Source organism: Streptomyces sp. NPDC007205 (genome assembly GCF_040634095.1).
GTDB lineage: Bacteria > Actinomycetota > Actinomycetes > Streptomycetales > Streptomycetaceae > Streptomyces.
Map to the genome: position 1 here is coordinate 425,138 of NZ_JBEYEW010000002.1, position 25,017 is coordinate 450,154.

General features: G+C 72.8%; 21 protein-coding genes and 1 pseudogene. 10 read left to right on the forward strand and 12 right to left on the reverse strand.

All coding sequences use genetic code 11. The annotated features are described in order from the left end of the window. Window positions 1-11: 11 nt before the first annotated feature. The 4 genes from ABZ624_RS05485 to ABZ624_RS05500 form a co-directional block, all read right to left on the reverse strand. Complete coding sequence (locus ABZ624_RS05485) at window positions 12-1,742, reverse strand: prenyltransferase/squalene oxidase repeat-containing protein (protein ID WP_360082844.1); 1,731 nt, start codon at window positions 1,740-1,742, stop codon at window positions 12-14. Then, a complete protein-coding gene (locus ABZ624_RS05490; RefSeq protein ID WP_360082846.1) occupies window positions 1,739-3,064 on the reverse strand; it encodes a phenylacetate--CoA ligase family protein in 1,326 nt (441 codons plus the stop codon). Before ABZ624_RS05490 ends, ABZ624_RS05485 begins: the two co-directional genes overlap by 4 nt. Before the next feature lie 75 nt (window positions 3,065-3,139). After that, complete coding sequence (locus ABZ624_RS05495) at window positions 3,140-4,534, reverse strand: aldehyde dehydrogenase family protein (protein ID WP_360082848.1); 1,395 nt, start codon at window positions 4,532-4,534, stop codon at window positions 3,140-3,142. Continuing rightward, the gene (locus tag ABZ624_RS05500) at window positions 4,531-5,682 is read right to left on the reverse strand and encodes a 3-deoxy-7-phosphoheptulonate synthase (protein ID WP_360082850.1); all 1,152 of its coding nucleotides are present in this window, start codon (window positions 5,680-5,682) and stop codon (window positions 4,531-4,533) included. Before ABZ624_RS05500 ends, ABZ624_RS05495 begins: the two co-directional genes overlap by 4 nt. Window positions 5,683-6,042: 360 nt before the next feature. Between ABZ624_RS05500 and ABZ624_RS05505 the strand changes: the two genes are divergently transcribed. Further along, window positions 6,043-7,461, forward strand: coding sequence for an aldehyde dehydrogenase family protein (locus tag ABZ624_RS05505; protein WP_360082852.1), 1,419 nt, complete (start codon window positions 6,043-6,045; stop codon window positions 7,459-7,461). Between the two features lie 471 nt (window positions 7,462-7,932). Here ABZ624_RS05505 and ABZ624_RS05510 read toward each other — a convergent pair whose 3' ends face one another. The 6 genes from ABZ624_RS05510 to ABZ624_RS05535 all read right to left on the reverse strand — a co-directional run bounded on the left by ABZ624_RS05510 (window position 7,933) and on the right by ABZ624_RS05535 (window position 13,415). Then, a complete protein-coding gene (locus tag ABZ624_RS05510) occupies window positions 7,933-8,127 on the reverse strand; it encodes a hypothetical protein (protein ID WP_360082854.1) in 195 nt (64 codons plus the stop codon). 199 nt (window positions 8,128-8,326) lie between these two features. Then, window positions 8,327-9,724, reverse strand: a complete 1,398-nt coding sequence (locus ABZ624_RS05515) for an FAD-dependent monooxygenase (protein WP_360082856.1) — start codon at window positions 9,722-9,724, stop codon at window positions 8,327-8,329. After that, window positions 9,717-10,907 (reverse strand): MAB_1171c family putative transporter, encoded by a 1,191-nt coding sequence (locus ABZ624_RS05520; RefSeq protein ID WP_360082858.1) that lies wholly within the window; start codon window positions 10,905-10,907, stop codon window positions 9,717-9,719. The genes ABZ624_RS05515 and ABZ624_RS05520 overlap by 8 nt, the downstream gene beginning before the upstream one ends. Then, the gene (locus ABZ624_RS05525; protein WP_360082860.1) at window positions 10,904-11,518 is read right to left on the reverse strand and encodes a toxin; all 615 of its coding nucleotides are present in this window, start codon (window positions 11,516-11,518) and stop codon (window positions 10,904-10,906) included. The genes ABZ624_RS05520 and ABZ624_RS05525 overlap by 4 nt, the downstream gene beginning before the upstream one ends. After that, on the reverse strand, window positions 11,515-12,126 hold the full coding sequence (locus ABZ624_RS05530) for a hypothetical protein (protein WP_360082862.1): 612 nt from the start codon (window positions 12,124-12,126) through the stop codon (window positions 11,515-11,517). The genes ABZ624_RS05525 and ABZ624_RS05530 overlap by 4 nt, the downstream gene beginning before the upstream one ends. Before the next feature lie 149 nt (window positions 12,127-12,275). Then, window positions 12,276-13,415 (reverse strand): site-2 protease family protein, encoded by a 1,140-nt coding sequence (locus tag ABZ624_RS05535; protein WP_360082864.1) that lies wholly within the window; start codon window positions 13,413-13,415, stop codon window positions 12,276-12,278. A 236-nt stretch (window positions 13,416-13,651) separates the two neighbouring features. Here ABZ624_RS05535 and ABZ624_RS05540 point away from each other — a divergent pair, with 236 nt between their 5' ends. The 4 genes from ABZ624_RS05540 (at window position 13,652) to ABZ624_RS05555 (ending at window position 18,048) form a co-directional block, all read left to right on the forward strand. Then, window positions 13,652-13,948 carry an antibiotic biosynthesis monooxygenase gene (locus ABZ624_RS05540; RefSeq protein ID WP_360082866.1) on the forward strand — a complete coding sequence of 99 codons (297 nt, stop codon included), beginning with the start codon at window positions 13,652-13,654 and terminating at the stop codon, window positions 13,946-13,948. A gap of 469 nt (window positions 13,949-14,417) precedes the next feature. Further along, window positions 14,418-16,475 carry an elongation factor G gene (gene fusA, locus ABZ624_RS05545; protein WP_360082868.1) on the forward strand — a complete coding sequence of 686 codons (2,058 nt, stop codon included), beginning with the start codon at window positions 14,418-14,420 and terminating at the stop codon, window positions 16,473-16,475. A 200-nt stretch (window positions 16,476-16,675) separates the two neighbouring features. Next, a complete protein-coding gene (locus ABZ624_RS05550; protein WP_360083215.1) occupies window positions 16,676-17,284 on the forward strand; it encodes a hypothetical protein in 609 nt (202 codons plus the stop codon). Window positions 17,285-17,337: 53 nt separating this feature from the next. Then, window positions 17,338-18,048, forward strand: a complete 711-nt coding sequence (locus tag ABZ624_RS05555) for a YcnI family protein (protein ID WP_360082870.1) — start codon at window positions 17,338-17,340, stop codon at window positions 18,046-18,048. Between the two features lie 75 nt (window positions 18,049-18,123). On the opposite strand, the gene ABZ624_RS05560 is transcribed toward ABZ624_RS05555, so the two are convergent. Further along, the gene (locus ABZ624_RS05560; protein WP_360082872.1) at window positions 18,124-18,885 is read right to left on the reverse strand and encodes a CDP-alcohol phosphatidyltransferase family protein; all 762 of its coding nucleotides are present in this window, start codon (window positions 18,883-18,885) and stop codon (window positions 18,124-18,126) included. A gap of 107 nt (window positions 18,886-18,992) precedes the next feature. On the opposite strand from ABZ624_RS05560, the gene ABZ624_RS05565 reads away from it, so the two are divergent. The 5 genes from ABZ624_RS05565 to ABZ624_RS05585 all read left to right on the forward strand — a co-directional run bounded on the left by ABZ624_RS05565 (window position 18,993) and on the right by ABZ624_RS05585 (window position 24,359). Next, window positions 18,993-19,982 carry a dehydrogenase gene (locus tag ABZ624_RS05565; protein ID WP_360082874.1) on the forward strand — a complete coding sequence of 330 codons (990 nt, stop codon included), beginning with the start codon at window positions 18,993-18,995 and terminating at the stop codon, window positions 19,980-19,982. A 111-nt stretch (window positions 19,983-20,093) separates the two neighbouring features. Beyond that, window positions 20,094-20,492 carry a 6-carboxytetrahydropterin synthase gene (locus tag ABZ624_RS05570; RefSeq protein ID WP_360082876.1) on the forward strand — a complete coding sequence of 133 codons (399 nt, stop codon included), beginning with the start codon at window positions 20,094-20,096 and terminating at the stop codon, window positions 20,490-20,492. After that, complete coding sequence (locus tag ABZ624_RS05575) at window positions 20,489-21,670, forward strand: glycosyltransferase family 4 protein (RefSeq protein ID WP_360082878.1); 1,182 nt, start codon at window positions 20,489-20,491, stop codon at window positions 21,668-21,670. Before ABZ624_RS05570 ends, ABZ624_RS05575 begins: the two co-directional genes overlap by 4 nt. Window positions 21,671-22,092: 422 nt before the next feature. Beyond that, window positions 22,093-22,980: a class I SAM-dependent methyltransferase gene (locus ABZ624_RS05580; protein ID WP_360083217.1), complete on the forward strand. Its 888-nt coding sequence runs from the start codon at window positions 22,093-22,095 to the stop codon at window positions 22,978-22,980. Next, window positions 22,977-24,359: a lysylphosphatidylglycerol synthase transmembrane domain-containing protein gene (locus ABZ624_RS05585; RefSeq protein ID WP_360082880.1), complete on the forward strand. Its 1,383-nt coding sequence runs from the start codon at window positions 22,977-22,979 to the stop codon at window positions 24,357-24,359. The genes ABZ624_RS05580 and ABZ624_RS05585 overlap by 4 nt, the downstream gene beginning before the upstream one ends. Here ABZ624_RS05585 and ABZ624_RS05590 read toward each other — a convergent pair. Further along, a pseudogene (locus ABZ624_RS05590) lies at window positions 24,245-25,015 on the reverse strand (creatininase family protein); the annotation flags it as partial. The gene ABZ624_RS05585 and the pseudogene ABZ624_RS05590 sit on opposite strands and share 115 nt — an antisense overlap. Window positions 25,016-25,017 lie beyond the last annotated feature (2 nt).

Here is a 25,017-nt window from a genome sequence, read left to right on the forward strand (position 1 = left end):
CATCGTGCCTTTCACGACAGGGCCAGTGCGGGCAGGGCGTGCCGCTCGGGCGACAGCCGCAGTTCCAGCCGCCGGCCCAGGCAGTCGGCGAGCGGACCGCCGCTCGTGGCCATCAGAGGGGTCCAGGCGAACCCGGTGTCCGCGGTGCGCACGCTGTCCAGGAACCTCGTCAGACGGGCGGTGTCCTCTTCGAGGCCGAACGCATCCGCTGTCAGCACGGCTTCGTAGGTGCTGAGCAGGTCGGGAACCCGGTTGCCCTCGTTGGCGAAACCGCCGCCGCGGACCCGGTGCCGGGCGAGGGCGTCGCTGACGTGTGCGCCGTCCGCACCGACGGTCCGGTGCAGCGTTCGCAGGCCCTGCAGGGTGGCCCGCAGGGTGGGGCGGCCACCGGGCACGTTCGCGTACCGGCCGGGCGCCGTCTCACAGGTGGCCACATACGCGGCGACAGCGCGCAGGCGGCCTGGGACGCGGTCTCCTCCGGTGCGGCGGAGGAGCTCCGCGGCCGCACACGTCGACACCATGTCCGACGCCCGGCCCTCCCAGTACCCGAATCCGCCGTCGGGGTTCTGGATGGCGCCGGTGAGCCAGTCGGCGATCCGGTTACGGGCGGCGGTGTCGTCCGCGAACGCCCCCGCCGACAGGGCCCACAGGGTGCACCGCACCTCGCTGCCTCGCCCAGGCATGTACATGATGCCGTTCTCGTTCGGGAGCATGCAGCTCTCCAGCCAGCGCACGGCCTCGCGCGCCGCGGTGCCCGGGAAGCGGCCGGCCAGAAGACGGGCGGAGGTGGTGAGCACATCCGAGGCCGACTCGGGGGAGCGGTAGGTGAACCCGCCCTGCCCGGTCCGGAAGGACAGCAGCGTCGCGACCACACCGTCGGCGAGGTCGTCGAGCCCGGCGCCGAGCTGCCTGAGCGCACCCACCGCGCAGAACGCGGCCCACACGTCGGGCACGGGATAGCCGGGCCAACGGGTGAACGCCCCGTCCGGCCCTCTGCGGGCCCGGATCCAGGCGACGCAGGCCCCGGGGTCACGCGGGGTCTCGCCCAGGCGGCCCAGAGCGTTCACGGCCCGGAACGTCGCCCAGAGGCAGTCCGTCCCGTCGCCCTCCTGGAAGGTGAACCCGCCCTGCGCGCTCTGTCGGCCCTTGAGCCAGCCGGTGAGCCTCGCACGGTCCCACGGCAGCGGACCGCGCCCGCCGGTGGCGGTACTCCACGCGGTGAGGGCGTAGTAGCACGCCCGCACGTCGGACGTGCCGTTCTTCGCGTGGGCCGGACTCCACGCCAGCCCGCCGTCCTCGGCCTGCAGAGCCGCCAGCCAGTCGGACAGCGCCTCGGGCGGACGCTCGCCGTGGATCTCCACCAGCGTGCGTACGGCGTAGTAGGTGGCCCACACGTCCGAGGCCTGGCCGGGCGTCATGGCGAACCCGCCGTCCGCGTGGGCAGTGCTGCGCACCCACGCGGAACTCGGCCGTCCCGCCGCGGCGCGGCTGCCGTCCGGCAGATCGGCCATGGCCTGGGTGCAGTAGTAGGTGGCCCAGGCGTCCGAACTCATGCCGGCCGACCACGCGAAACCGCCGTCGGAGTTCTGCCGGGAGGCGAGGAAGCCCGCCACCGCCTCCGGGGCGGGCAGGTCGCCGATGCGACCGAGCCAGGCGAGGGTCCGCACGGCCGCGTAGGTGCACCACAGGTCGGACTCGCCGGAGACGACACCGGACGAGCTCAGCAGCGTGTCGTACGTCATGCCGGCACCACCTCGCCGACGATGCGGAAGTTGGAGCGCTTCCAGCTCTTCTGGGAGCCGCCGCTCTTCGTCGTCACGGGCAGCCGGTTGACGAACCGGACCTCGTCCCAGCGGAAGCCGAGGTGGTCGTCCGTGTTCCGCTGGATGAGGTCGCCGCGCGAGGGCTCGGTCTCCCGGGCCCGGCTCGGGTCCCGCTCCAGCAGCAGCCTGGCCCAGGTGCCGTTCTCGTCGGCCTCGATCAAGTAGCCCATGACGTCGTGGTTCGCGTAGACGACGCCTTCGAGGTCACGGGTGCGCACCCGGCGGCCCTTGATCTCGGTCCCGTCGCTTCCCCGGCCGTGGACCGTGATCACCGGTGCGTCCGCGCCGCAGGCGCAGCCGTCGCTCACGGACACCTCGTCGCCCATGTCGAGGCGGAGCAGGGGGCGGGCGTCGTTGTTGAGCGGCGTGACGACGAGCCGGCCCTCGCGTCCCGCCCCGGCCGATGTGAGGCCGTCCCCGTCCGCGATCTCGAAGTAGTTGGCCCGGCGCAGCAGGTGCAGCCGGTCCTGGGCACAGCACGCGGCCAGCGTGCCGCTCTCCGTACTGCCGTAACTGGCGTCGTAGGCACGCGCGTCCCACCACTGCCCGACCATGGACCGCAGCTCCGGCGTGCTCACCTCCCCGAGCAGCATGAGGAGTTCGACGCAGCGGCGCAGCTCGTCCAGCAGGCCGCGCCTCTTGAGGACCTGGGAGAACTCCAGGAGCACGCCGGGCGCCACGAACAGCACCGTCGGCCGGAACACCTCCCACAGGCCGACGATGCGGTCCCAGTCGGAGATACCGGTCGTGTACGGATAGGCCTTCGCATGAGGAACATCCAGGAACTCGCAGACACCGACCATCAGGTCGGCCACCGGCACGATGTCCGAGGGCAGCAGGATCAGCGCGCGGTGCCCGCCGCCCGCCAGCATGGTGCGCCAGGCCTCGGCGACGGACACGGTGTTGGCGGTCACGTCCCGTGCCGTGCGGGGGGTGGGCGTGGGAACTCCGGTCGTCCCCGTGGTCTGGTAGTACTTCAGACCCGCGCCGACCGGCACGCGCAGATAGTCGAGCGGGCGGGCCTTGAGGTCGTCCTTCGACGTCACGGGCAGATCGTGGAACGCCTGCACCGAGAACGCACCGAGCGACGCGTAGGCGGCTGTCTGCTCCGCGCGGCGCCAGGCCTCGGCCAGCTTCGGCGCGTAATAAGCCTCGTCGCAGCGGGCTGCGCGGTCCTGGGCCGACACCTCCCGCTGTATCCGCTCCATGAAGTCGAGGTCACTCCGGGATTTGATCTTCATGTGCCACTCCTTGATCGCGGCGGATGAGCGGGGGCGCCGGTGCGCCCCCTTCGGCCGGGCCCAGGCCCTGTCGGCCTAGGCGTCATGGGCCAGCCCCTTGGCACGCATCAGAAACGCTCCGAGGAAGCCGTCGTGCGGGACATCCGGATGGAGCCAGGACGTCGGCCTGCCCTGGTACACGTTGGAGACGGCCGCAAGCTGCGCGGCCTCGGCGACCAGCGCCCGGTCGGCGGTGTGCAGGGACAGCACCAGCGAGCCGTCGAGCGCGCTCACGTCACCGCGCTCGAACGGGGCGACCCACACACACGGGAAGGGCACCTCGTAGCCCAGCAAGGCGTCCTTCGCGGACGCCAGTTCCACGACCGAGGGTGTGACGGCCGCCGAAGAGCCCTCCCCGGCGAGCCGTTCGACCCTCGGCGCGAGGTGCACGACGGCGTCCTTCGCCCGGTCCAGCACGGCGGCGGCAAGCCGCTCCGCGTCGGCCTGAGGCATGCAGGGCAGGACAGCCGTGTCGTCGAGAGGGTGAGCCGGTGCCGCCTTCGCGAGCGAGGCCGCGAGTTCGGCGGCGAATCCCGCCGGATCCCGTTCGACCAGGACGCCCGTGGTCGCGGTGCACGCCGTTCCCGCGTGATGGAGCGCCCCCGTGCGGGCGATGCCGACTCCGGCGGCCCGGTCCGCGTCGGCCGTCACGACCAGCTTCGAGCGGCCCGGCCCCTGGAGCAGGACGTCGCCGCGGTTGCGGTACTTGTCCACGACGTCCTGGCCGCCGTAGACAAGGGCGCGGTCAGAGCGCTCGACGATCAGATCGGCCGTCGCGTGGTCACAGGGCGCCAGGACCAGCTGGGCCGCCGGCACTCCCGCCTGCCGCAGGGCCGACACGAGCCGGTAGGGGGTGAGCGGGTCCCGGTGGGAGGGGCGTACGACGACCCGGTAGCCAAGCGCCAGCGCCTCCAGCCACATGGCGTGGACCCCGGGGCTGTTGCCCGCGGCCTGCACGGCGAACACGTCTGCGGTACGGCACCACAGGGCGCCCGCCGCCGGCGCCGCGGACACGTCCGTGCCGACGGGGGAGCAGCCGGCGGGCCGGGCCGCCGACGGCGCCCGTCGCACGTCGCGCAGGGTGCGGGTGATGAGCGCGTCGCACTCCCGCACGACGGCCAGGGGGGTGCCCGTCAGCGCCGCCACCCGCCGCTCGTGGGCCACGAGACCGTCGCCCAGGACCTCCTCGGTCTCGAAGACGTCGGCCGCCTTCTCGAGCACGGCCGCCATCTCCCCCACGGGCAGCGGCGCGTGTGCCCGCAGCTGATCGATCCAGTGCGAGACGACCAGGCCCGGCACGGCTGACAGGTAGACGGCCGTGATGCCCGAGGCGTCCGCCACCGCGGTGCGCTTCTTCGTCCGGTACGGCCCGGCCGGGCCCAGCGCGGGGATGTCCAGCATGCTCGCTTCCTGGTTCTTCCGGCGGGTCACGGGGCGTACGGGAGGGGCTGACCGGGTCGGCGCGCGGCGGCCCGCGCCTCCCGGCGCCGACGGGCCGCCACGGCGAGCTCCTGGAGGACTTCCACGGTGGTGGCCCATCCCATGCAGGCGTCCGTGAGGCTCTGGCCGAACACCGGCTCGCCGACGCCGGGTTCCTGGCGCCCGGGGACCAGGAAGCCCTCCAGCATGACGCCCCGGATGTCCGTGTCGCCGCTCGCGACCTGCTGCGCGATCTCCCGGGCCACCAGCGCCTGTCGTTCATGGTCCTTGCCGCTGTTTCCGTGGCTGGCGTCGATGACCAGACCGGTCGGCAGGGCGGCCGCCGACAGCAGCCGCGCCGCCTCGCGTATGTCCTCCGCGCGGTAGTTGGGCTTGCCCGAGGCGCCCCGCAGGACCACGTGGCAGTCGGGATTGCCGGTCGTTCGCAGCACGACGGGCCTGCCGTCGCGGCCGAGACTGAGGTAGGCGTGAGCGGCGGCGGCGGACCGGACGGCGTCGACGGCGACCGCCACCGATCCGGTGCTGCCGTTCTTCATGCCCACCGGCATGGGCAGACCACTCGCCAACTGCCGGTGCACCTGGCTCTCCACGGTCCGGGCCCCGATGGCTCCCCAGGAGATCAGGTCGGCCAGATACGCCGGAACCGCCGGGCTCAGCCACTCCGTCGCGATGGGCAGCCCCGTCTCGGCGATCTCCAGCATGAGCGTCCGGGACGTGCGCAGCCCCCGGACCAGGTCCAGGCTGCCGTCCAGCGCGGGGTCGGTCAGCAGCCCGGTCCAGCCCACCGTGGTGCGGGGCTTCTCGACATACACCCGCATGACGACCGCCAGGTCCCCGGCCAGGTCGCCGGCCACCTCGCCCAGCAGTTTCGCGTATGCCAGACCGGCGTTCACGTCGTGGACCGAGCACGGACCGACCACGACGAGCAGACGGTCGTCGCCACCGCTCAGCACGCGGCGGGTTGTCAGCCGGCCGTCGCGGACCGTACGGGCTGCGGCATCGGTCAGCGGCAGCTCGCTCAGAAGTTCGTCCGGAGTGCTCGCGAAGCGCGTTCGGTACTGCCCCCCGATGTCATCCGGTGACATGTGTTCGGCCGCGGAAGGAGGGTATTCCTCGGCCGGTGTGTGAAGAGTCTGCATCGTTCCTCAATTCGTTCTACTCAGCGCATGATCTGTGCGTCGGCAACGAATCATTCGGGGCGGACCTCCGAACGCCTGAACGGCCTCTCCACAAAGGCAGACGGGGCTGCTCACGGGGACGGAATGCCGCAGTGCAAACGTTCGGCAAGCACGTGAAACACCGTGCCCCGGCTGCGCGGCGCTCCGCCACCCGTGTAGCGTGCAACAAGCTGTTGTGCACCTAGCTGCACCTAGCTGCACCGGCGTGATCGGTGCCGTGCAGGGCGATGTGCTGGCGATCCCGACATCGTCGGCCGCCGACGGACTGAGCCGGGCGCTGCCGTTTCCACTACTGCCCATGAGCTATGGAGGAGGATGCTTGTGACCGGGCACGACAAGGTGTTCATCGGAGGGCACTGGCGGCCCGCGGTAGGAACCGATGCGATCGATGTGGTCAACCCGGCCGACGAACAGGTCATCGGGACCGTACCGGCTGGTTCTGCCGCGGACGTCGACGCCGCAGTCGACGCGGCTCGGTCGGCACTGCCGGGTTGGGCGTCCACAGCGCCCAGCCGCCGTGCCGAGTTACTGATGGCGCTCTCCGGCGAACTTGCCCTCCGCCAGGACCGGATGGCCTCACTCATCACAGCCGAGGTGGGCACCCCGATCGGATTCTCCCGCAGGGTGCAGGCCGGCCTGCCGGTCACCATGACGCAGCTGCATGCCGAGCTTGCGGCTGACTTCACCTTCGAGCAGAGGGCGGGCAATTCGCTTGTCCTGCTCGAGCCCGTCGGCGTCGTCGGTGCGATCACTCCGTGGAACTACCCTCTGTATCAAGTCGTCTGCAAGGTTGTTCCCGCCCTCGCCGCAGGCTGCACGGTGGTTCTCAAGCCCGCGGAGCTGACCCCTCTGTCGGCCCGGTTGTTCACGGAGTGCATCGCAGCCGCAGGCATCCCCGAGGGAGTCTTCAACCTCGTCACCGGAACGGGAACCGAAGCCGGGGAGGCGCTGGTACGCCATCCCGGGGTCGACATGGTCTCGTTCACGGGTTCCACGGCCGTCGGCAAGCACATCGGTTCTGTTGCCGGTGCCGCTGTCAAACGTGTCGCCCTGGAACTCGGCGGCAAGTCCGCGAACGTCATCCTTCCTGGAGCGGATCTCGCACAGGCTGTCCGTGCCAATGTCGCCGACGTCGTCCGCAACGCGGGGCAGTCCTGCAACGCGCTGACGCGTACGCTGGTGCACGCCGACGACTATGAAGAGGCGGTTCGCATCGCCGTCGCGGAGATCGCCGCCTTTCCTCCCGGGGACCCGGCCGATCCCGACTGCCGCCTGGGCCCGGTGGCGAGCCGTACCCAGCAGGAGAAGGTCCGCGACCACATCCGCCGGGGCCTGGCGGAGGGCGCGCGTCTTGTCGCGGGCGGCCCTGAGGTCCCCGACGGATGCGACAAGGGCTACTACGTCCGGCCCACAGTCTTCGCTGACGTCACCGCCGGGATGAGCGTGGCCCGGGAGGAGATCTTCGGTCCCGTGCTCTCGTTCATGAGGTACGAGGACGAGGAGGACGCCCTGCGCATGGCCAATGACTCCGACTACGGCCTCGCGGGTTCCGTCTGGGCAGCCGACGAGAAGCAGGCGATCACCTTCGCGCGCTCGATGGCGTGTGGCCAGGTGACGGTCAACGGCGGTGCCTACAACCCGCTTGCGCCCTTCGGCGGCTACAAGCAGTCAGGCGTCGGTCGAGAGCTCGGCGAGCACGGCCTCATGGAATTCCTGCAGACCAAGTCGCTTCAGCTCTGAGCTTCTTGATGCAAGGCCGCCTGCCCGGCATGCCAAGCGTGGTGCCCAGCATGGCTGCCGGGCAGGCCGCAGCGTGAGTACGACGAGCGGGCGGCTGCCGTCCCCGGGCAGGACAACGGGGAAGCGCCGGGCTCCGTCTGCGACGCGGGCCAGGCCCGTCGTCGTGGCGGTGTCGCATGCTTCAGCGGCGAGTTCCGGACCAGTGTCGCGGCTGCGCCTGCGCCGTGGAGCCACCGGCCCACCCGAGCCCCTCTCCGAAGCGCGGCGAGCAGGTCGCGCGGGCCTCTCCCGGGGCAGCGGCCTGGAACTGCCCGACACCGGGAACTGCGCTGACCTCACCCGCATTCCTCCGGCCCGTGAGTACCGGGCCCCGCGGCACCGCCCGGCCGCCGTGCTCTGCCGGGCGTTGCCCGCTGCCGCCCGGAACACGGGCGGCTCGCAGGCGGACGACGACCGCTGCCCCAGCACTGCTCACAAGACAGCGGCAGAAGCGCCCCCGCCGGGCAGTTGTGGCTGCTGCCGGGGCAGATGGGCCGCGGGCCAGGGCGCGGAGGGCAAGACCTGCCTCAGCGCGTGACGTACGCGGTCGGCTTCACCACGAGCCTGGGCGGGGACATCGCCGCGCTCTGCGACAAGCCGGTTGAAGATCGGGGTTTCCTGGAACATGCTGGGACCTTCCTCCTGAGACGGGCAGGGCACGGCAACCGCCGCACAGCAAGCCGATCATGTGACGGAACGAGTATCTCTCTGGCCAGGCTCGTGGTGACACGTGGATCAAGTGGCTCCGGCCGTGGTCCTCCTGCCTCCTGGGCCTGAACCGGTCGTCATCGGCTCCGCCGGCGCGTGCCGGTCCGGGCCGGCAGGGTCAGCGAACGGCTGCCTTGCGCTCTGCCTCGGTCAGCGGCGGTCCCTGCAGGTGCTGCTTCTTCGGGCCGAAGAGCATGGGGAGGAGCATGTCCAGCGAGAAGAGACGGGTTGCCGGCTTCTCCATGCTCATCACGTCCAGCAGGGCGCCCATGGCGCGCGGGTTGCGGGCTCCGGTGGCGACGGCCCGGTCGACGAAGCGCGCGAGGAACTTCTCCACAGCGGTGGGTGGGGCGTCGGTGGCGCCGGGGTAGAAGGCGTCCTGCCCGACAGCCAGGTCCCAGGCGGCAGCGACGGGACGCGAGGCCGCGCGCTGGAGACGGCGCGCTGTGCCGGGGGCGGTGATGCTGGTGGAGCGCAGGACGTCCCGTACGGCAACGGCGCCCTGGGCGGCTACGGTCAGGCCGTGTCCGTAGACGGGGTTGTAGGCGGCGACGGCGTCGCCGAGGACGGTGAAGCCGTCCGGCCAGCGCTTCATCTTCTCGTAGTACCGGCGGTGGTTGGCGGTACTACGGGTGGTGAGGATGTTGCTGACGGGCTCCGCGTTCTGGATGAGCTCGCCGATGAGGGGATCGCCGAGGTTCAGGGCGAAGGGCACAAAGGCGTCCGGGTCGGCGGTGGGTTCGCCGCCACGGGTGCCGCCCAGGGTGACGAGCCACTGACGGTTCTCGATGGGCAGGATGATGCCCCCCTGGCCGGGGGGACTGGCGGGGTTGGCCTGCACATTGATCAGCGGGAAGTCGCTGCTGGTACCGGCCGGGGCCTTGTAGAGGCGGGTGGCATAGGTGACGCCGGCGTTGACCTCCCGTTCGGTGACTTTCGGGAGGCCGAGGCCGACGAGCCACTGAGCGGCGCGGGAGCCGCGGCCGGAGGCGTCGACGACGAGGTCGGCACCCAGGGTGAGTTCTTCTTCGCCGGCCCTGACGCGGAGACCTGTGACCCGGCCGGCGTTGCCTTCGAGCGACAGGGCGGTGGTGTTCTGACGGAGAGTGATCCGTGGGTGGTCGAGAACCCGCTCGCGTATCACGGCGTCGAGCAGATCGCGGGAGCAGACCACGTTGCGGTGACGGGTGGCGAGGAAGCGACGGAACCACACTTCGTTGGGGGCGCGGGAGACCATGTCGGCCATGATGCGGGCCATGCGCCCCCCACGGGCGACGACGTGGTCGGTGAGGCCGGGCAGCAGAGCGTTGAAGGCGAGGACGCCGCCACTCCAGACCACGTGGGCGTGCCGGGCCTGGGGGACACCGCGGCGGGGTTCGGGCCCGTCGGGCAGGTGGTCGCGTTCGACGATCACGACATCGGCGAACTCGCTGAGTGCCGCGGCCGCGAAGAGTCCGGCTGCGCTGGCGCCGATGACGAGGGCGGTGGGCCGGCCTACGGTGACGCTGTCAGGCATGTGGGGTGAGGTTTTCTGTGTGGGTCATCCGCCGGCGGACGCTGTCGAGTGAGCGAGGACGGTAGAGAGCGACGGAAATGGCGGCGATGTGGTCGGTGACTTCGGGGCCGATGTGCGGGGGCTGTGTGGTGGTGTGGGCGGGCGTGCCGTTGCTGTAGGAGGCGAGCGCGTCGAGGATGGCGGCGGCACCGGCGACCGCGCGGGCCTTGGACTCGTTGCGGGTGGCCGCCGCCTCTGCGTACGCCCTCTGGTAGAGGTCTGTGTCGAAGTACGGGGCGAGGATGCGCAGTGCGTCATGGATGCGCTGCTGGCGTTGCATCACGCGGAGGTCGAGAGGAACCCAGAAGCCGAAGCGCGCGGGCGCGGCGGCCGGGCTGAGTATGCGCACTGCTCGCCACAGCGGCCAGAGCCGCCGGTATTCGCTCTGGTCCCGGCCCCAGCGCTGCAGAGCGGGCCCCGTCTGCGGAATGATGAAACCGACAGCCGCGAGGCCGGCCTCCATCAGTGCGAAGGGCGGTGCGGCTTTCGTGCTGAGCCAGTCCCAGTCGGTTCCGGACCAGCGGGCTGTCACCGCGGTCAGTTTGGCCGCGTCGAAGACCAGGCCGAGTGCGTAGCCGGCCTGGAGGAAGACGACGCCTGTCTTCAGCCACGGGTTTTCCACCTCCTGGAACCACTTCCACAGCATGGCGGCCGCAGTGAGGCATGAAACCAGGTGCGCGACGAGGTAGAGCAGGATGTGCTCACGCATCCACGGGGTGCAGGAGTAGTAGGTGTCAAGGTCGTAGATGCGCGGTTTCGGCACGTCGGCCAGGCAGAACGTCACCCACAGCGCGGCGATGATGCCGATGTAGATGCAGTAGATGAGCCGGATCCTGCGCCGGCGCCGCTCGGATGGTTCCTCTCTCCAGCGCATGATCATGGTCAGACCGGTGGCACACGAGGCGGTGAGGAAGGAGTACGCCCACGGGGCCGCGATGTTCGGGATGCCCGTCAGCTTGTTGAGCCGTTCGATGTTGACCGGGATGATCACGACGAGGGCTGACGTGGCCCAGAAGAGCAGCAGGGTGGTTGCCCGCACCTCGGGATCGCGCCAGGCACGGACGAACGTGGGGAGCTTGAAGAACAGCGCGAGCGCCAGCAGCACGGTGGGGACCGCGTAGGGGACATGGAAAGACGGGGTCATGAGAGTATGCGACCGCCCCGGCTGGTGAGAGACACGTTGATGCGTCCCTCGACGGTTGACTGGTTGAGCGGGCCTTCGGCGTACCGGCCTTTCATCCAGGTGCGGACCTCACGGCCGAAGAGCAGGCCGAACGTCTCCGCGTCCACCTCGTGGTCGTCGACCGAGCCGGCTCTGGCGGCTACGGCCAGGAGGGCGTCGCGTGAGACTTCTTGCTGCGTGGTGAGGATCTCCTCCACTGCCCGCTGGATCGACTCGGGCGTCTGATCGGCGGTCAGGGCACGGGCGGCGGCGGGCATGCCGGCGATGTGGTGGCCGCAGTCGCCCTCCTCTTCGTGCCACAGTTCATGACCGAGGATGACCAACTGCGCCTCGGGAACCGTACGTTCCTCCACGACGATGATCGAGTGGTCGCCGCAGTCCAGGCGCATGCCGGAAACGGGGATGTCCGAAGGGAACGCCCGGAACACGAGCCGGATCGGCCGCCCGGAGCGCACGCTCATGGCCCTGCAGAACTCCTCCATGACCTCCCGCGGCTCCGCCGGCCGTTGAACGGACCGCGCTGCCTCCTGCCCCAGGGCGGTCAGCAGGGACTTCATCGCCTTGATGGTCACGGCTTGTTCTCTCCCTCAGGAGGCAGTACCGACCGGAAGACTCCCTCGAGCAAGCGCTCCAGTTGCCCGCGTGTCAGGGAGCCGTTCATGCGCAGGTCGGTCGTCTTCACGCCGTAGCGGTCCATCAGGGCCTGCACCGGGTCGGTGTGCGGATTCTCCAGCCTGACCAGCGCGGGGAGCAGCGCACGGTTGAGCGCCTCGTCGGCCGGTGCGGTGAAGAACGCCTCTCCTCCCTCGACCCTGAAGTACTCCACCAGACCATGCAGGAATTCGACGCTGGGCACCTTCTTGCCGTCGCACACCTGGCGCGCCCAGTAATCGGAGACTCCCAGGCGGCTGCCGATGTCCGCGGCCAGATCCGACATACGCCTTCCCGTGCGGGTGAGGTGGGCGTCGGACAGTGCCTTGATACGCGCACGGACCCGATCGTTGACCGTGTCGGCGGGAGGGGGGCCGCCTTTCAGCAGGATGCGGACCGCAGTCTCGGGCAGAGCTGTCCTGGCCGCGAGTGCTCGCGGGTCGAGAAGCTCCGATCGCTTGAGGCCCTGCTCTTCGATGAGGGCGGTGAGGCGTCGAAGAGTCTCGTGGAGCTGCGAGGGTGACTCCACCGATGTTCTCCGGCAGTTGAGGATCGACAGATGTGATGCGCCTCGCAGCATACGCAGACCACCAGCGGGCATCAACGATCGTTCACTGGCCATCAACGATCGTTTTCAGACACTCGGGTGGCCGCGGTCGTGCACCTTCGCGTCGTGCCCTACGGGGGCGCGCCTCCGTCCGGTGCATGCCGGGCGGTGCGGCGGCACCGGTCGATGTCGTGCGCGGTGATGATCCCGAGCAGCCGGCTGTCGTCCATGACCAGGACGGGCAGCGGGCGGCCCTCGGTGCCGAGCCGCTCCAGGACGGAGGTCAGCAGCTCGTCCGGTGCGGCGAGCGCGCACCGGGACAGCGGCGTCGCCACGTCTCGTGCCCGCAGCGACGCACGCTGCCCGGACGGCACGGCGGCCAGCCGGCTCAGCTGTACGACGCCACTGAGCCGGCCGTCGAAGTCCAGCAGCGGCAGCGCCGAGTGCCGTGCCGGGGCCGCCACCTCGGCGAGGAAACGGTCGACGGTCAGCCAGTCCGGACCGGTGACCACCGGCGCGGTCATCGTCTGCCCGACCCGCAGGCCCCGCAGGGCCGTGACCAGCTCGGCCCACCGGCGTTCGGCCGCGGCGGCGCCCGCGACGAAGACGCCCACGAGGATCAGCCACAGGCCACCCGACAGGCCCCGGGCGAACGCGAGCCAGCCCAGGACGGCCAGCACCATGCCGAGGGCCTGCCCGCTGCGCCCCGCCGCCCGCTGGGCCCGCTCGCGATCCCCGGTGCGCCACCACAGGGCGGCCTGCAGCAGCCGGCCTCCGTCCAGCGGCGCGGCGGGCAGCAGATTGAACACGCCCAGCACCAGGTTCGTGCCACCGAGCCAGCCCAGTACGGCGACGACGATCCGCGAGCCCGGCGCCGCCTGGACCGCGGCCGCCGCGCCGAGCCCGATCCCGCCGAGCAACAGGCTGGCGAGCGGCCCGCTGACCGCGACCAGGAAGGCCGCCCGCGCCGTCGTCGGCCGGTCCATCCGGGTGAATCCGCCGAGCGCCCACAGCGTCACATCCCGCACACCGATCCCCGCTCGGCGAGCCGTCAGAGCATGCGCCGCCTCATGCACCACCAGGCTCAGCAGCAACAGCACGGCTCCGGCCACTCCGGCCACCGCGTACACCACGGGTGGCAGGCCCGGCGCGTACCCGGGCAGGGTGTGGGTGGCCAGACCGTACGCGAAGAACAGCATGATCAACGGCACGCTCCAGTGGGCCTGCAGCACCACTCCCCGCACACTCCCGAGCCGGATCGAACCTCTCATCGTCCTCACCGCCGACGACTCGTGCCCTGCGACCGCACGCGTCCTGCTTCCATGGTCCACCGTCGGCCGGAGCCGGGGAACGCCTGTGCCGGACAGCGAAACGCCCATGTCACCGGGGCCACGACACGGATGGGCGAGGCCGGGCCCGGCACGCAGGCGGAGGCGGCGGCCCGCGCCTACGGTGGGCGGAGAGAACCCGGCGAGCCGACCGGACCGGCGTAGCGGAGGAGGCCGCGATGGAAGAGCACTACATCTGGGTGACCACACGCCGTATCCGGCCGGACACCCTGGAGGACTTCGAACAGGCGTGGCGGCCGACCCCCGCCCCGCAGGGCCTTCGCCGTGCCTACGCCTACTGGTCGGAGGACGGACAGGAGATCACCGGTGTGTCGTTCTGGGACTCCCGGGAGGCCTGCGACGCCTGGAGGTCCTCCGAGCACGAGGCACAACGACGCGCGGCCATGGCACCCTTCGTCGTCGAGGAGCGGGAAGGGTTCTACCGCGGCCGCGAACTCGCCGTCCCGCAGCGGTAGCCCGGCACGGGCGGGGAGCGCGGACCCCCGCGGCGCGCAAGAGGAGTACGGCTGCCCGGACCCCCGGTGCGGACCCTGACACGGCGGGTACGGCCGCCCGCCGGAAGACCGGGTGCGACGTGGACCGGGCCGCGTCCGGCAACCGGGTGACGTACCGCAAGCGCCGCCGGCTGGACGTCGTACCGGAAAATCAGGTGCCCCGGCCGTGCCCCTCTCGTACCGTCATGCCGTACCGAGCGCCGCGACGACCGTCTGCGCGGCGCCTGTCGTCCGACACAGAGGGGAGCCCGGCCGTGCGCGCACGCACCGCTGTCGTCGCTCCCCGTTCCCGGTACGAGGTGATCCTCGTGTCCCGGTCCGGCCGGTGCCCGCTGCGCGGCCGGCACCGGACGCCCGTGACGCCCCGCTGACCCGGACGCACGGGTAATCGCGCTGCCCTTCTCCCTGATCGTCAGAAAGGCCCCGGGCCGTGCGCACGAACCTCACCACCCTCGCCGCCGTCCGCAACCTCGGCATCCTCGCCCACGTCGACGCCGGCAAGACCACCGTCACCGAGCGGATCCTGTACGCGACGGGCACCACCCACAAGCGGGGCGAGGTGCACGACGGCACCACCGTCACCGACTTCGACCCGCAGGAACGCGACCGCGGCATCACCATCTTCGCCGCCGCCGTCAGCTGCGCCTGGGACGGCCACCGCGTCAACCTCATCGACACCCCCGGGCACGTCGACTTCGCCGACGAGGTCGAGCGCTCCCTGCGGGTCCTCGACGGCGCGGTCGCCGTGTTCGACGCCGTCGCCGGAGTCGAGCCGCAGAGCGAGTCGGTGTGGCGGCAGGCGGACCGGCACGGCGTGCCGAGAATCGCGTTCGTCAACAAGATGGACCGCGCGGGCGCCGACCTCGACCGGGCCGTCGACTCCATCCGGCGGCGGCTGCATCCCGCGCCGCTCGTCGTCCAGTTGCCCATCGGCGCCGAGGACGCGTTCACCGGCGTGGTCGACCTGGTGCGGATGCGCGCGCTGGTCTGGGCCGACGGTGCCGGTACGGCCGTGGCGGGGCCCGTGCCCGAGTCGCTGCGGCAGGAGGCGCTACGGCGGCGCCGGGCGCTGGAGGAGACCGTGGCGGAACTGCACCCGGCCGCCCTGGAGGAGTTCTGCGACCGGGAGACGCTCGACGCCGGCACCCTCGCCGCCGCCCTGCGCGACCTCACCCGCACCGGGGACGGCGTGGTCGTGCTGTGCGGCTCCGCCTACCGCAACCGCGGTGTCGAACCGCTGCTGGACGCGGTCGTGGCCTATCTGCCCTCGCCGCTGGACGTCCCCGCCGTACGCGGTGTCCACGAGGGCACCGAGCAGCGGCGGGCCGCCGATCCGGAAGCGCCGTTCGCGGGGCTGGTGTTCAAGGTGAACGCGAGCGCCACCGGGCGGCTGGCCCACGTGCGCGTCTACGCCGGCACCATCGAGAAGGGAGACACCGTGCGGGACCCGGGCACCGGGCGCACCGAGCGCGTCGCGCGCATCCTGCGGGTCATGGCGGACCGGCACGCCCAGCTCGACCGGGCGGTCGCCGGTGACATCGTCGCGCTCGCCGGCGTGAAGTCGGCGCGGGCCGGCTCCACCCTGTGCGACCCCGGCGCACCGCTGCTGCTGGAGCCGCCCGTGGCCGCCGAACCGGTGGTGTCCGTGGCGGTCGAGGCACGGCGCGCCACGGACACCGGCCGGCTGGCGGCGGCGCTGGCGCGGCTCGCCGAGGAGGACCCCTCGCTGGTGGTGCGCACCGATGCCGAGACCGGACAGACCGTGCTGTCCGGGATGGGCGAACTCCATCTGGAGGTCGCGGTGGAGAAGATCCGCCGCGACGGCGGTCCGGAGGTCGGCGTGGGCCGGCCGCGGGTCGCCCACCGCGAGACGGTCCTGGAAGGGGTGACCGGGTTCGGGTACCGGCACGTCAAACAGGACGGCGGGGCGGGGCAGTTCGCCCATGTCGTGCTCGACGTGGAACCGCTCGGACCCGAGGCCGGCGTCACCGGCTTCGCGTTCCGCTCGGCGGTGGTCGGCGGGCGGGTGCCGCAGGAGTACGTGCGCGCGGTGGAGGCCGGCTGCCGGGACGCGCTCGCCGAGGGACCGCTCGACGGGCACCCGGTGACCGGGCTGCGGGTCACGCTCACCGACGGCTCCACCCATGTGAAGGACTCGTCCGACACGGCCTTCCGCACCGCCGGCCGGCTCGGGCTCCGCGAGGCCCTGCGCGCCTGCACGCTCGCCCTGCTGGAACCGGTCGCCGAGGTCACGGTGACCGTGCCGGAGGACGCCGTGGGCTCGGTCCTCGGCGACCTGGCGGCCCGGCGCGGCCGGGTCGGCGGCTCCCAGACCCACGGCGGAGCGGCCGTGGTGACCGCTGCCGTGCCGCTGGCCGAACTGTTCGGCTACGCCACCCGGTTGCGCAGCCGCACCCAGGGCCGGGGCACCTTCACGACCCGGCCCGCCGGCTACGCCCCGGCACCGCGACCGGTGCCGGCCCGGTAGCGAGGACGGGGCCCGCACCACGGACCGACGCGGTGCGGGCCCCCTGTGCCGAGGCGGTGCGCGGCGCGGGCCCGAGGAACCGACGTGCGGGGTGCGCGCCGCGCGCACCGGTCGCATCCGCGCCGGCGGGGTGCCGCTGAACAGAGCGTCCGCGCCCCACGTACCACCCAGCCGTGGGAGGATCCGTCATCATGAGCACCATGAGCGCGTCCCCGGCGGTGAGAGCCCTGCGCGCCGCGGTGTTCGCCGCGGTGTGCGTGCTGCTCGCCGCCGCCGGGCACGGCCTTGCCATGGGCGCTGTGCCACCGCTGTGGGCCGACGCGGCCGGTTTCCTCGCCGTGTTCGCGCTCGGCTTGGTCCTCGGCGGCCGGGAGCGGTCGCTGCCCGGCATCGGCGCGGCCATGCTGCTCACCCAGGCCGGACTGCACCTCGGCTTCGACGCCGCCCGCCCCGGCTCCGGAACCGCGCGCATGGCCGCCATGCCGGGGCACGCCATGGCCGCGATGCACACGCACGCCCCGATGGCAGCGCAGCCGCACCTCACCGGCCACGCCACCGCCGCCCATCTGCTCGCCGCGCTCGCCGCCTCCTGGTGGCTGCGGCGGGGTGAGGCCGCCCTGTGGTCGCTGCTGCGCCGGGCCGCCACGCTCGTACCCGGCCTCTCCGCCTGGTGGCGCGACACTCCGCTGCCCGCCCCCGCCGGTGATCCCCCTCGCGTCCCGGCCGCCCCCGGACCGCCCCGCCCGGCCCTGCTGCGGCACGCGGTCAGCCGGCGCGGGCCCCCGGCCCCGGTCCCGTACTCGCTCTGACCCACGAACGACGCCTCACCCGTACGGAGACCGACTCACCCATGTCCATGCCCGTGTCCGCATCACGTCTCACCGCGCGCCGCGCCGGCACCGTCGCCGCCGTCGGCGCCGCCCTGGTCCTGCTCGCCGCCGGTGCCGCCTCCGCGCACGTCACCGTCCACCCCGAGAGCTACGCCAAGGGAGCCACCGACGGTGTGCTGACCTTCCGCGTCCCGAACGAGGAGGACAGCGCCTCCACCACCAAGGTGCAGGTCTTCCTGCCCACCGACCACCCCGTCCTCGGCGTGCTCGTCCATCCGCAGGACGGCTGGACCGCCAAGGTCACCACCACCAAGCTCAAGACGCCGGTCAAGACCGACGACGGCACCATCACCGAGGCCGCCTCCGAGATCACCTTCAGCGGCGGGAAGATCGGCGCCGGGCAGTACGAGGACTTCGACGTCGCCTTCGGCCAGCTGCCGGACGACACCGGCCGGCTGGTGTTCAAGACCCTGCAGACCTACTCCGACGGCAAGACCGTCCGCTGGATCGAGGAGCCGGGCGGCGGACAGGAGCCGGAGAACCCCGCCCCTGTGCTGAAGCTGACGGCCGGTGACGCGACCGCCGCGCCGGCGCCCGCGAAGACCGCCGCCACCACCGCGGAGGCGGCCGGCACGAGCGACTCCACGGCCCGTGGGCTCGGCATCGCCGGCCTGGTCGTCGGCGTCCTCGGCCTCGCGGCCGCCGCGTTCGCGCTCGTACGCGGCCGGGCCGCACGGTCGTAACAGCCGGACAGGGACGACGAGGGGCCCGGACCGGTCACCCGGTCCGGGCCCCCCTGCGTTGCCGTCGGCCCGCGCTCAGCGCGCCGCCAGCTCCAGCACCTTCACCTCGGCCGCCGGCTCCACGGGCATCCGGGAGATGCGCCACAGCCACCGCACGTCCCGGCCGAACGACCACACCAGCGAGCCCAGCGCCAGCAGCACGACCGCGAGGTTCGCCAGGTGGGGGAGCAGTTCGGCGCCGGCCAGGAGCAGGCATATCCCCTGGACCGCGGCGACGGTCTTGCGGGCGAAGGACGGCGGCAGCGGGGCGTTCAGCCAGGGGGCCAGCCGGGCGGCGGCGACGAAGGCGTACCGCATGCCGCCGATCAGCAGCACCCACGGGCCCAGTTGCGTGGCCACGTACACACTCAGCACCAGGATCAGGAACGCGTCGACCTCCATGTCGAAGCGCGCGCCGAGCGCGCTCGACGTTCCGGTGCGCCGGGCCACCTGGCCGTCGACGCCGTCCAGGAGCAGGGCGACCGCGGTCAGGCCGACCAGCAGCGTCACCGGCGGCGCGCTCTCGAAGGAGTCCGCGACCAGCGCGGTCACCCCGCCCACCAGGGTCGCCCGGCCGAGCGTGACCCGGTTCGCGGGGCCGAAGGAGCGCAGGGGGGAGCGGTGCAGCGCGCGGGCCAGTACGGCCCAGGTGGCGAACGCGAACGCCAGCCCCGTCAGCCAGCCGGCCGGCCCCATGCCGATCGCCGTGCCGAGCAGCGCGAGCAGCAGCAGTTGTACGCCCGCTCCCACAGCGGTCTCCTGCTGGAGCCTCGCGTCATACGTGTTGTTCAGGGCCACCGCACACCCTCCGGCCGAGTGACAGAGTCGATCAACGCCGCGTACTGTGCGCGGCCTGTGCACTTCTCGGTACGTGAACAACTTCCCTATCGTTCAGGAGGATGCCGATGAACCGCTCGGCCCGCGCGTTCTGGCTGCGTTCACCCGGCCACGGCGAGCTGCGCGACGTCACCCTCGCGGAGCCCGCCGAGGACGAGGTCCTGGTACGCGCCCTGTACTCCGGGGTGAGCCGCGGCACGGAGACGCTCGTCTTCCGCGGCGGGGTCCCGCAGAGCCAACACGCCGTGATGCGGGCACCGTTCCAGGAGGGCGACTTCCCCGGCCCGGTCAAGTACGGCTACCTGAGCGTCGGCGAGGTGGAGGCGGGCCCGGCCGACCTCGTCGGACGCACGGTCTTCTGTCTCTACCCGCATCAGAGCCGTTACGTCGTCCCGGTGAGCGCCGTGACCGTCGTGCCCGAACGGGTGCCCGCCGCGCGGGCCGTGCTCGCCGGGACCGTGGAGACCGCCGTGAACGCCCTGTGGGACGCGGCGCCGCTGATCGGCGACCGGATCGCGGTGGTCGGCGGCGGCATGGTCGGCTGCTCGGTGGCCGCGCTGCTCGCCCGCTTCCCCGGTGTCCGGCTGCAGCTCGTCGACGCCGACCCGGCCCGCGCGAAGACCGCCGAGGCGCTCGGCGTGGACTTCGCCACGCCCGACGGCGCCCTCGGCGACTGCGACCTCGTGGTGCACGCCAGCGCCACCGAGGCCGGCCTCACCCGCGCCCTGCAACTCCTCGCCCCCGAGGGCACGGTGGTGGAACTGAGCTGGTACGGCGACCGGCGCGTCGCCCTGCCGCTCGGTGAGGCCTTCCACTCCCGCCGGCTCACCGTGCGCGGCAGCCAGGTCGGCACCGTCTCCCCGGCCGCCCGCCCCGGCCGCGGCTACCCCGACCGGATGGCGCTCGCCCTGGACCTGCTCGCCGACCCGGCCCTGGACGCGCTCATCACCGGGGAGAGCGCTTTCGAGGAACTCCCGGACGTCCTGCCGAAGCTCGCCTCGGGTGAGATCCCCGCCCTGTGCCACCGGGTGCGGTACGCCGGAACCGGCCTGACCTGAGAAAAGAGTGGCAGAGGACTGAACACGGGGAAGCGGAGAGCCGTACTATCCGGCATCCCCCTACGGGTAAGGACGGGGGGACCAGACGCGCCGTACCTGGAGGGTCGTCCGTTGTTCAGCATCACCGTCCGCGATCACATCATGATCGCCCACAGCTTCCGCGGCGAGGTGTTCGGGCCCGCGCAGCGCCTGCACGGCGCCACGTTCCTGGTGGACGCCACCTTCCGCCGCGAGCAGCTGGACGAGGACAACATCGTGGTCGACATAGGCCTGGCCACGCAGGAACTGGGCGCCATCACCGCCGGGCTGAACTACCGCAACCTCGACGACGAACCCGAGTTCGCCGGCATCAACACCTCCACCGAGTTCCTCGCCAAGGTCATCGCCGACCGGCTCGCCGAACGCGTTCACAAGGGCGCCCTCGGCGAGGGCGCCAAGGGCCTCGCGGGCATCACCGTCACCCTGCACGAATCCCATGTCGCCTGGGCGAGTTACGAGCGTGGCCTGTGACCGAGACGACCACGGCACCGGCGCGCCTGGCCTATGTGCCGGTGCAGCCGGCCGCCGTCGAGAAGGCCGGAATCACCCCCATGTCCCTGCGCACCGTCCACTTCGTCCTGCCGGGCGGCGTCGACGACCCGGCCGCGCCCAGCGGGGGCAACGCCTACGACCGCCGGGTCGGTCTGGACCTGCCCGGCTTCGGCTGGCAGGTCACCCCGCACGCCGCCCCCGGCAGCTGGCCGCGCCCCGACCGCACCGCCCGCGACGGCCTCGCCCGCACCCTGCGGGAGCTGCCGGACGACGCTGTGGTCCTGCTGGACGGGCTCGTCGCCTGCGCCGTCCCGGAGATCGTCACCGCGGAGACCGACCGGCTCCGCCTCGCGGTACTCGTCCACCTCCCGCTCGGCGACGAGACCGGCCTCGACCCGGCCGTCGCCGCCGGCCTCGACGCCCGTGAACGCGCCGTGCTGCGCGCCGTGCCCGCCGTGATCGCGACCAGCGACTGGGCCGTGCGCCGGCTGGTCTCCCATCACGGCCTCGCCCCCGAACGCGTGCACGTCGCCGCGCCCGGCGCGGACATCGCACCGCTCGCGCCCGGCACCGACGGCGTGTCCCGGCTGCTGTGCGTGGCCGCGGTCACCCCGCGCAAGGGCCAGCACCGGCTCGTGGAGGCGCTCGCGGCGGTACGGGACCTGCCGTGGACCTGCGAGCTGGTCGGCGGACTCGCCCACGACCCCGCGTACGTGGACCGGTTGCGGGAGCTGATCGCCCGGTACGGCCTCGCCGGCCGGCTGCACCTGACCGGCCCGCGCTCCGGCGCGGACCTCGACGCCACGTACGCCGCCGCCGACCTGATGGTCCTCACCTCCTACGCCGAGACCTACGGCATGGCGGTCACCGAGGCCCTGGCCCGCGGCATCCCGGTCCTCGCCACCGACGTCGGCGGCCTGCCGGAGGCGGTCGGACGCGCCCCCGACGGCGGCGTACCCGGCATCCTCGTCCCGCCGGAGGACCCCGCCGCGCTCGCCGCCGAACTGCGCGGCTGGTTCGGCGAGCCCGACGTACGCCGCCGGCTCAAGGCAGCGGCCAGGGGCCGCCGCGCCGCGCTCGACGGCTGGGCCGCCACCGCCCGCAGCCTGGCCGGAGTCCTCTCCCTGCTCCCCGAAGCCCCGAGGAGGGCGACATGACCGGCCCGCACACCACGACGAACGGCATGCCGTCGATCCCGGCCCAGGCCGGGCCCAGGGAGGTACGCGCAGTGCGAGGGGCGCAGGACGAGGTGGAGCCGGTCCTCGACGCCGGTCCTGAGGGGGCCCGTACTCCGGCCGCCGTGACGGGTGCGCGGACGTCCGGCGCGGGGGACGCGAGCGGTGCCCTCGAGCCGGCCGAAGCCACCGGGGACTTGGGCGGCCGGGGCGTCGCCGTGGACGGGGGGAACGGCGTGACCCACGGGGCGATCCAAGGTACCGGGGATTCCGGCGGCCCGGTCGTCACCGGAGGCGGGGCGAACGGCGTGGCCCACGGAGCGGCGGCTGCCGGGGAGTTCGGCGGTGCTGTCGGTGACGGGGCAGGCGGTGAGGAGGCCGCGGTCGTCGCCGGGGCCGGGCCCGTGGGGCGTTCCGGTGAGCGGGCCACCGTGCGGCTGCGGGAGAGCGAGCCCGAGGAGCCGCCCCGGTACGCGCCCGAATGGCTGCGGCTCAGGGAAGGGGCCGACGCGGCCGCCCGCGCGCAGGAGCTGCTGGACCCGTTGCGGATCCGGCTGGCGAACCCGCCCTCTCGCACCGGCGCGCTGACCGTGCACGACCTGGGCTGCGGCACCGGCTCGATGGGCCGCTGGCTCGCACCCCGCCTGGACGGATCACAGCACTGGGTCCTGCACGACCACGACCCCTACCTGCTGCACTTCGCCGCCGTCGGCTCCCCGCGCTCCGCCGCCGACGGCAGCGGCGTCACCGTCGAGACCCGGCGCGGCGACGTGGCCCGGCTCACCCCGGACGCGCTGGCCGGCGCCTCCCTGGTCACCGCCTCCGCGCTGCTCGACGTCCTCACCCGCGAGGAGGTCGTCACCCTCGCCGACGCCTGCGTGGGGGCCGGCTGCCCCGCGCTGCTCACGCTGTCCGTCGCCGGCCGCGTCGAACTCACCCCGGCCGACCCGCTGGACGCGGAGATCACCGAGGCGTTCAACACCCACCAGCGGCGTGCCGGTCTGCTCGGCCCCGACGCGGTCACGGCGGCCTGCGAGGCGTTCGAAGAGCGCGGGGCCTCCGTACAGGTGCGTCCGAGCCCGTGGCGGCTCGGCCCCGAGCAGTCGGCGCTGACCGCGCAGTGGCTGCGCGGCTGGGTCGGCGCCGCCGTGGAACAGCGGCCCGAGCTGCGTGACCGTGCCGCGCGCTATCTACGGGACCGGCTCGCCGCCTGCGCCGCCGGTGAGTTGCGGGTCGTGGTCCAGCACAGCGACCTGCTGGCCGTGCCCCGGCCGACGGGCGGGGTCTCATGACCCCGCGGTCGGCGGCGGCGGAGGCGGAGAACCGGCTCACCGGGGCCGACGCCCACGCGCGCGTGACGCCCACCGGCCCGGCGCACGCCCGCGTGCACGGCACCGGTGCGGCAGAGGTGCGCCTGCACGGCACCGGCCCGGCAGACGCGCGCGTTGACGACACCGGCGCGGTTCACGCGCGCGTGCCGGGCACGGAAACCGCATGTGCACTCGCACCCGCCCCCACCCGCTTGCCCGCGGCAACGCCGGTCCCCGAGACCGGGGCCGGGGCCGGGGCAAACGCCGCGCAGCCTCCCGGCCCCCGCCGTCCCGGACTCCGTACCCTGCGTACGCACTTCGGCAGCACCGCCGGCGTCGTCCTCCTCGGCTTCCTGCTGTGGCGGCTGGGCACCGGTGTGCTCCTCGACGGGCTGCGGCGGATCGACACGGTGACGGTGCTGGCCGCGCTGGGCATCGGCGTCGCCACCACCGTGCTCAGCGCCTGGCGCTGGCAGCTGGTGGCCCGCGGTCTGCGCATCCGGCTGCCGCTGGGCCCCGCCGTCGCCGACTACTACCGGGCGCTGTTCCTGAACGCGGCGCTGCCCGGCGGGATCCTGGGCGATGTGCACCGGGCGGTCCGGCACGGACAGAGCGCCGGTGACCTGCGGCGCGGGGTGAAGGCCGTCGTACTGGAACGCGTCGCCGGGCAGATCGCGCTGGCCGTGTTCGCGGTGGCGGTGCTGCCGACCCTGCCGTCCCCGGTCCGCGCCGAGGCCCGCGACTTCGCCCCGCTGGTGGCGCTCGCGGCGGCCGGCGCGTTCGCCGTCGGCGTCGCCGTCCGCATGAACCGCGCGCCCTCGCGCCGGGCCGGGGCCCTGCGCACCGCCCTCGGCGAGGCACGCCGGGGCCTGCTCTCGCGCCGTGGCGGACCGGGCATCGCCCTGTCCTCCGCTCTCGTCCTTGCCGGGCACCTGGCGATGTTCGTCGTGGCGGCCCGGGTCGCCGACTGTGCCGCCCCCGTCGCGGTGCTGGTCCCGCTCGCGGTCCTCGCCCTGGTCGCCATGGGCCTGCCGCTGAACGTCGGCGGCTTCGGACCGCGCGAGGGCGTGACCGCCTGGGCGTTCGGCGCCGCCGGACTCGGCGCGAGCACCGGTGTCGCCGTCGCCGTCGTGTACGGCGTACTGAGCTTCGTGGCCGCCCTGCCCGGCGCCGTGGTCCTCGCCGCGCGCTGGTACGCCGGCCTGCGCTCCGCGAGCGCGACCGCGGACTACCCGCGTCCCTCCGCCGAGGTGAGCAACGCGACATACGGTGCGAAGGATTCCGTCAGGCTCGCCAGCAGTTCCTTCCCCTTTTCCGCCGACCCCAGGGAAGGACGGCCGATGACGCCCGATTCGGTATAGGCGGACATTCCCAGGGTGAGCAGATGACGGCGGTCGTCAGCGGTGAAATCGGCGGACTCGTAACCAGGGCGGACGAATTCGGGATGAGCGTGCAGCAGAATCGAGGTCTCGATCTCTCCCGCGTGCATGTCGGTGAGCAGCGAGGTGTGCACCCCCGCCCGCTCCCGCGCCGTCTCCCAGTCCTCGGCGGCCGGGAACAGCGCCATCCGCTCACCGCGCGCGGAGGCCTCCTGGACGACGTTGCCCAGCACGTAGTTGCCGCCGTGCCCGTTGACCACGACCAGCGCGTCGACGCCCGAGCGGCGCAGCGACGCCGCGATGTCCCGGACCACCGCATGGAGGGTCACGGAGGAGATGCTGACGGTCCCCGGCCAGGTGGCGTGCTCGTGCGAGCAGGAGACCGTCACCGGAGGAAGGAGGTGCACCGGGTACGCGGCGGCGATCTCCCGCGCCACGGCACAGGCGACGAGCGTGTCGGTCGCCAGCGGAAGGAACGGACCGTGCTGTTCGAAGCTCCCGACGGGAAGGACGGCGACCTGTGCTGAAACGCCCGCCCCCCGGGCCCGTACGTCTTCCGTGGTGTCCGTCGGCACCACGCCGTTCGCCACGTCGTACGTCCCCCCGCCCGCCGCCGCACGCGCGCCCGAACCACTCATCT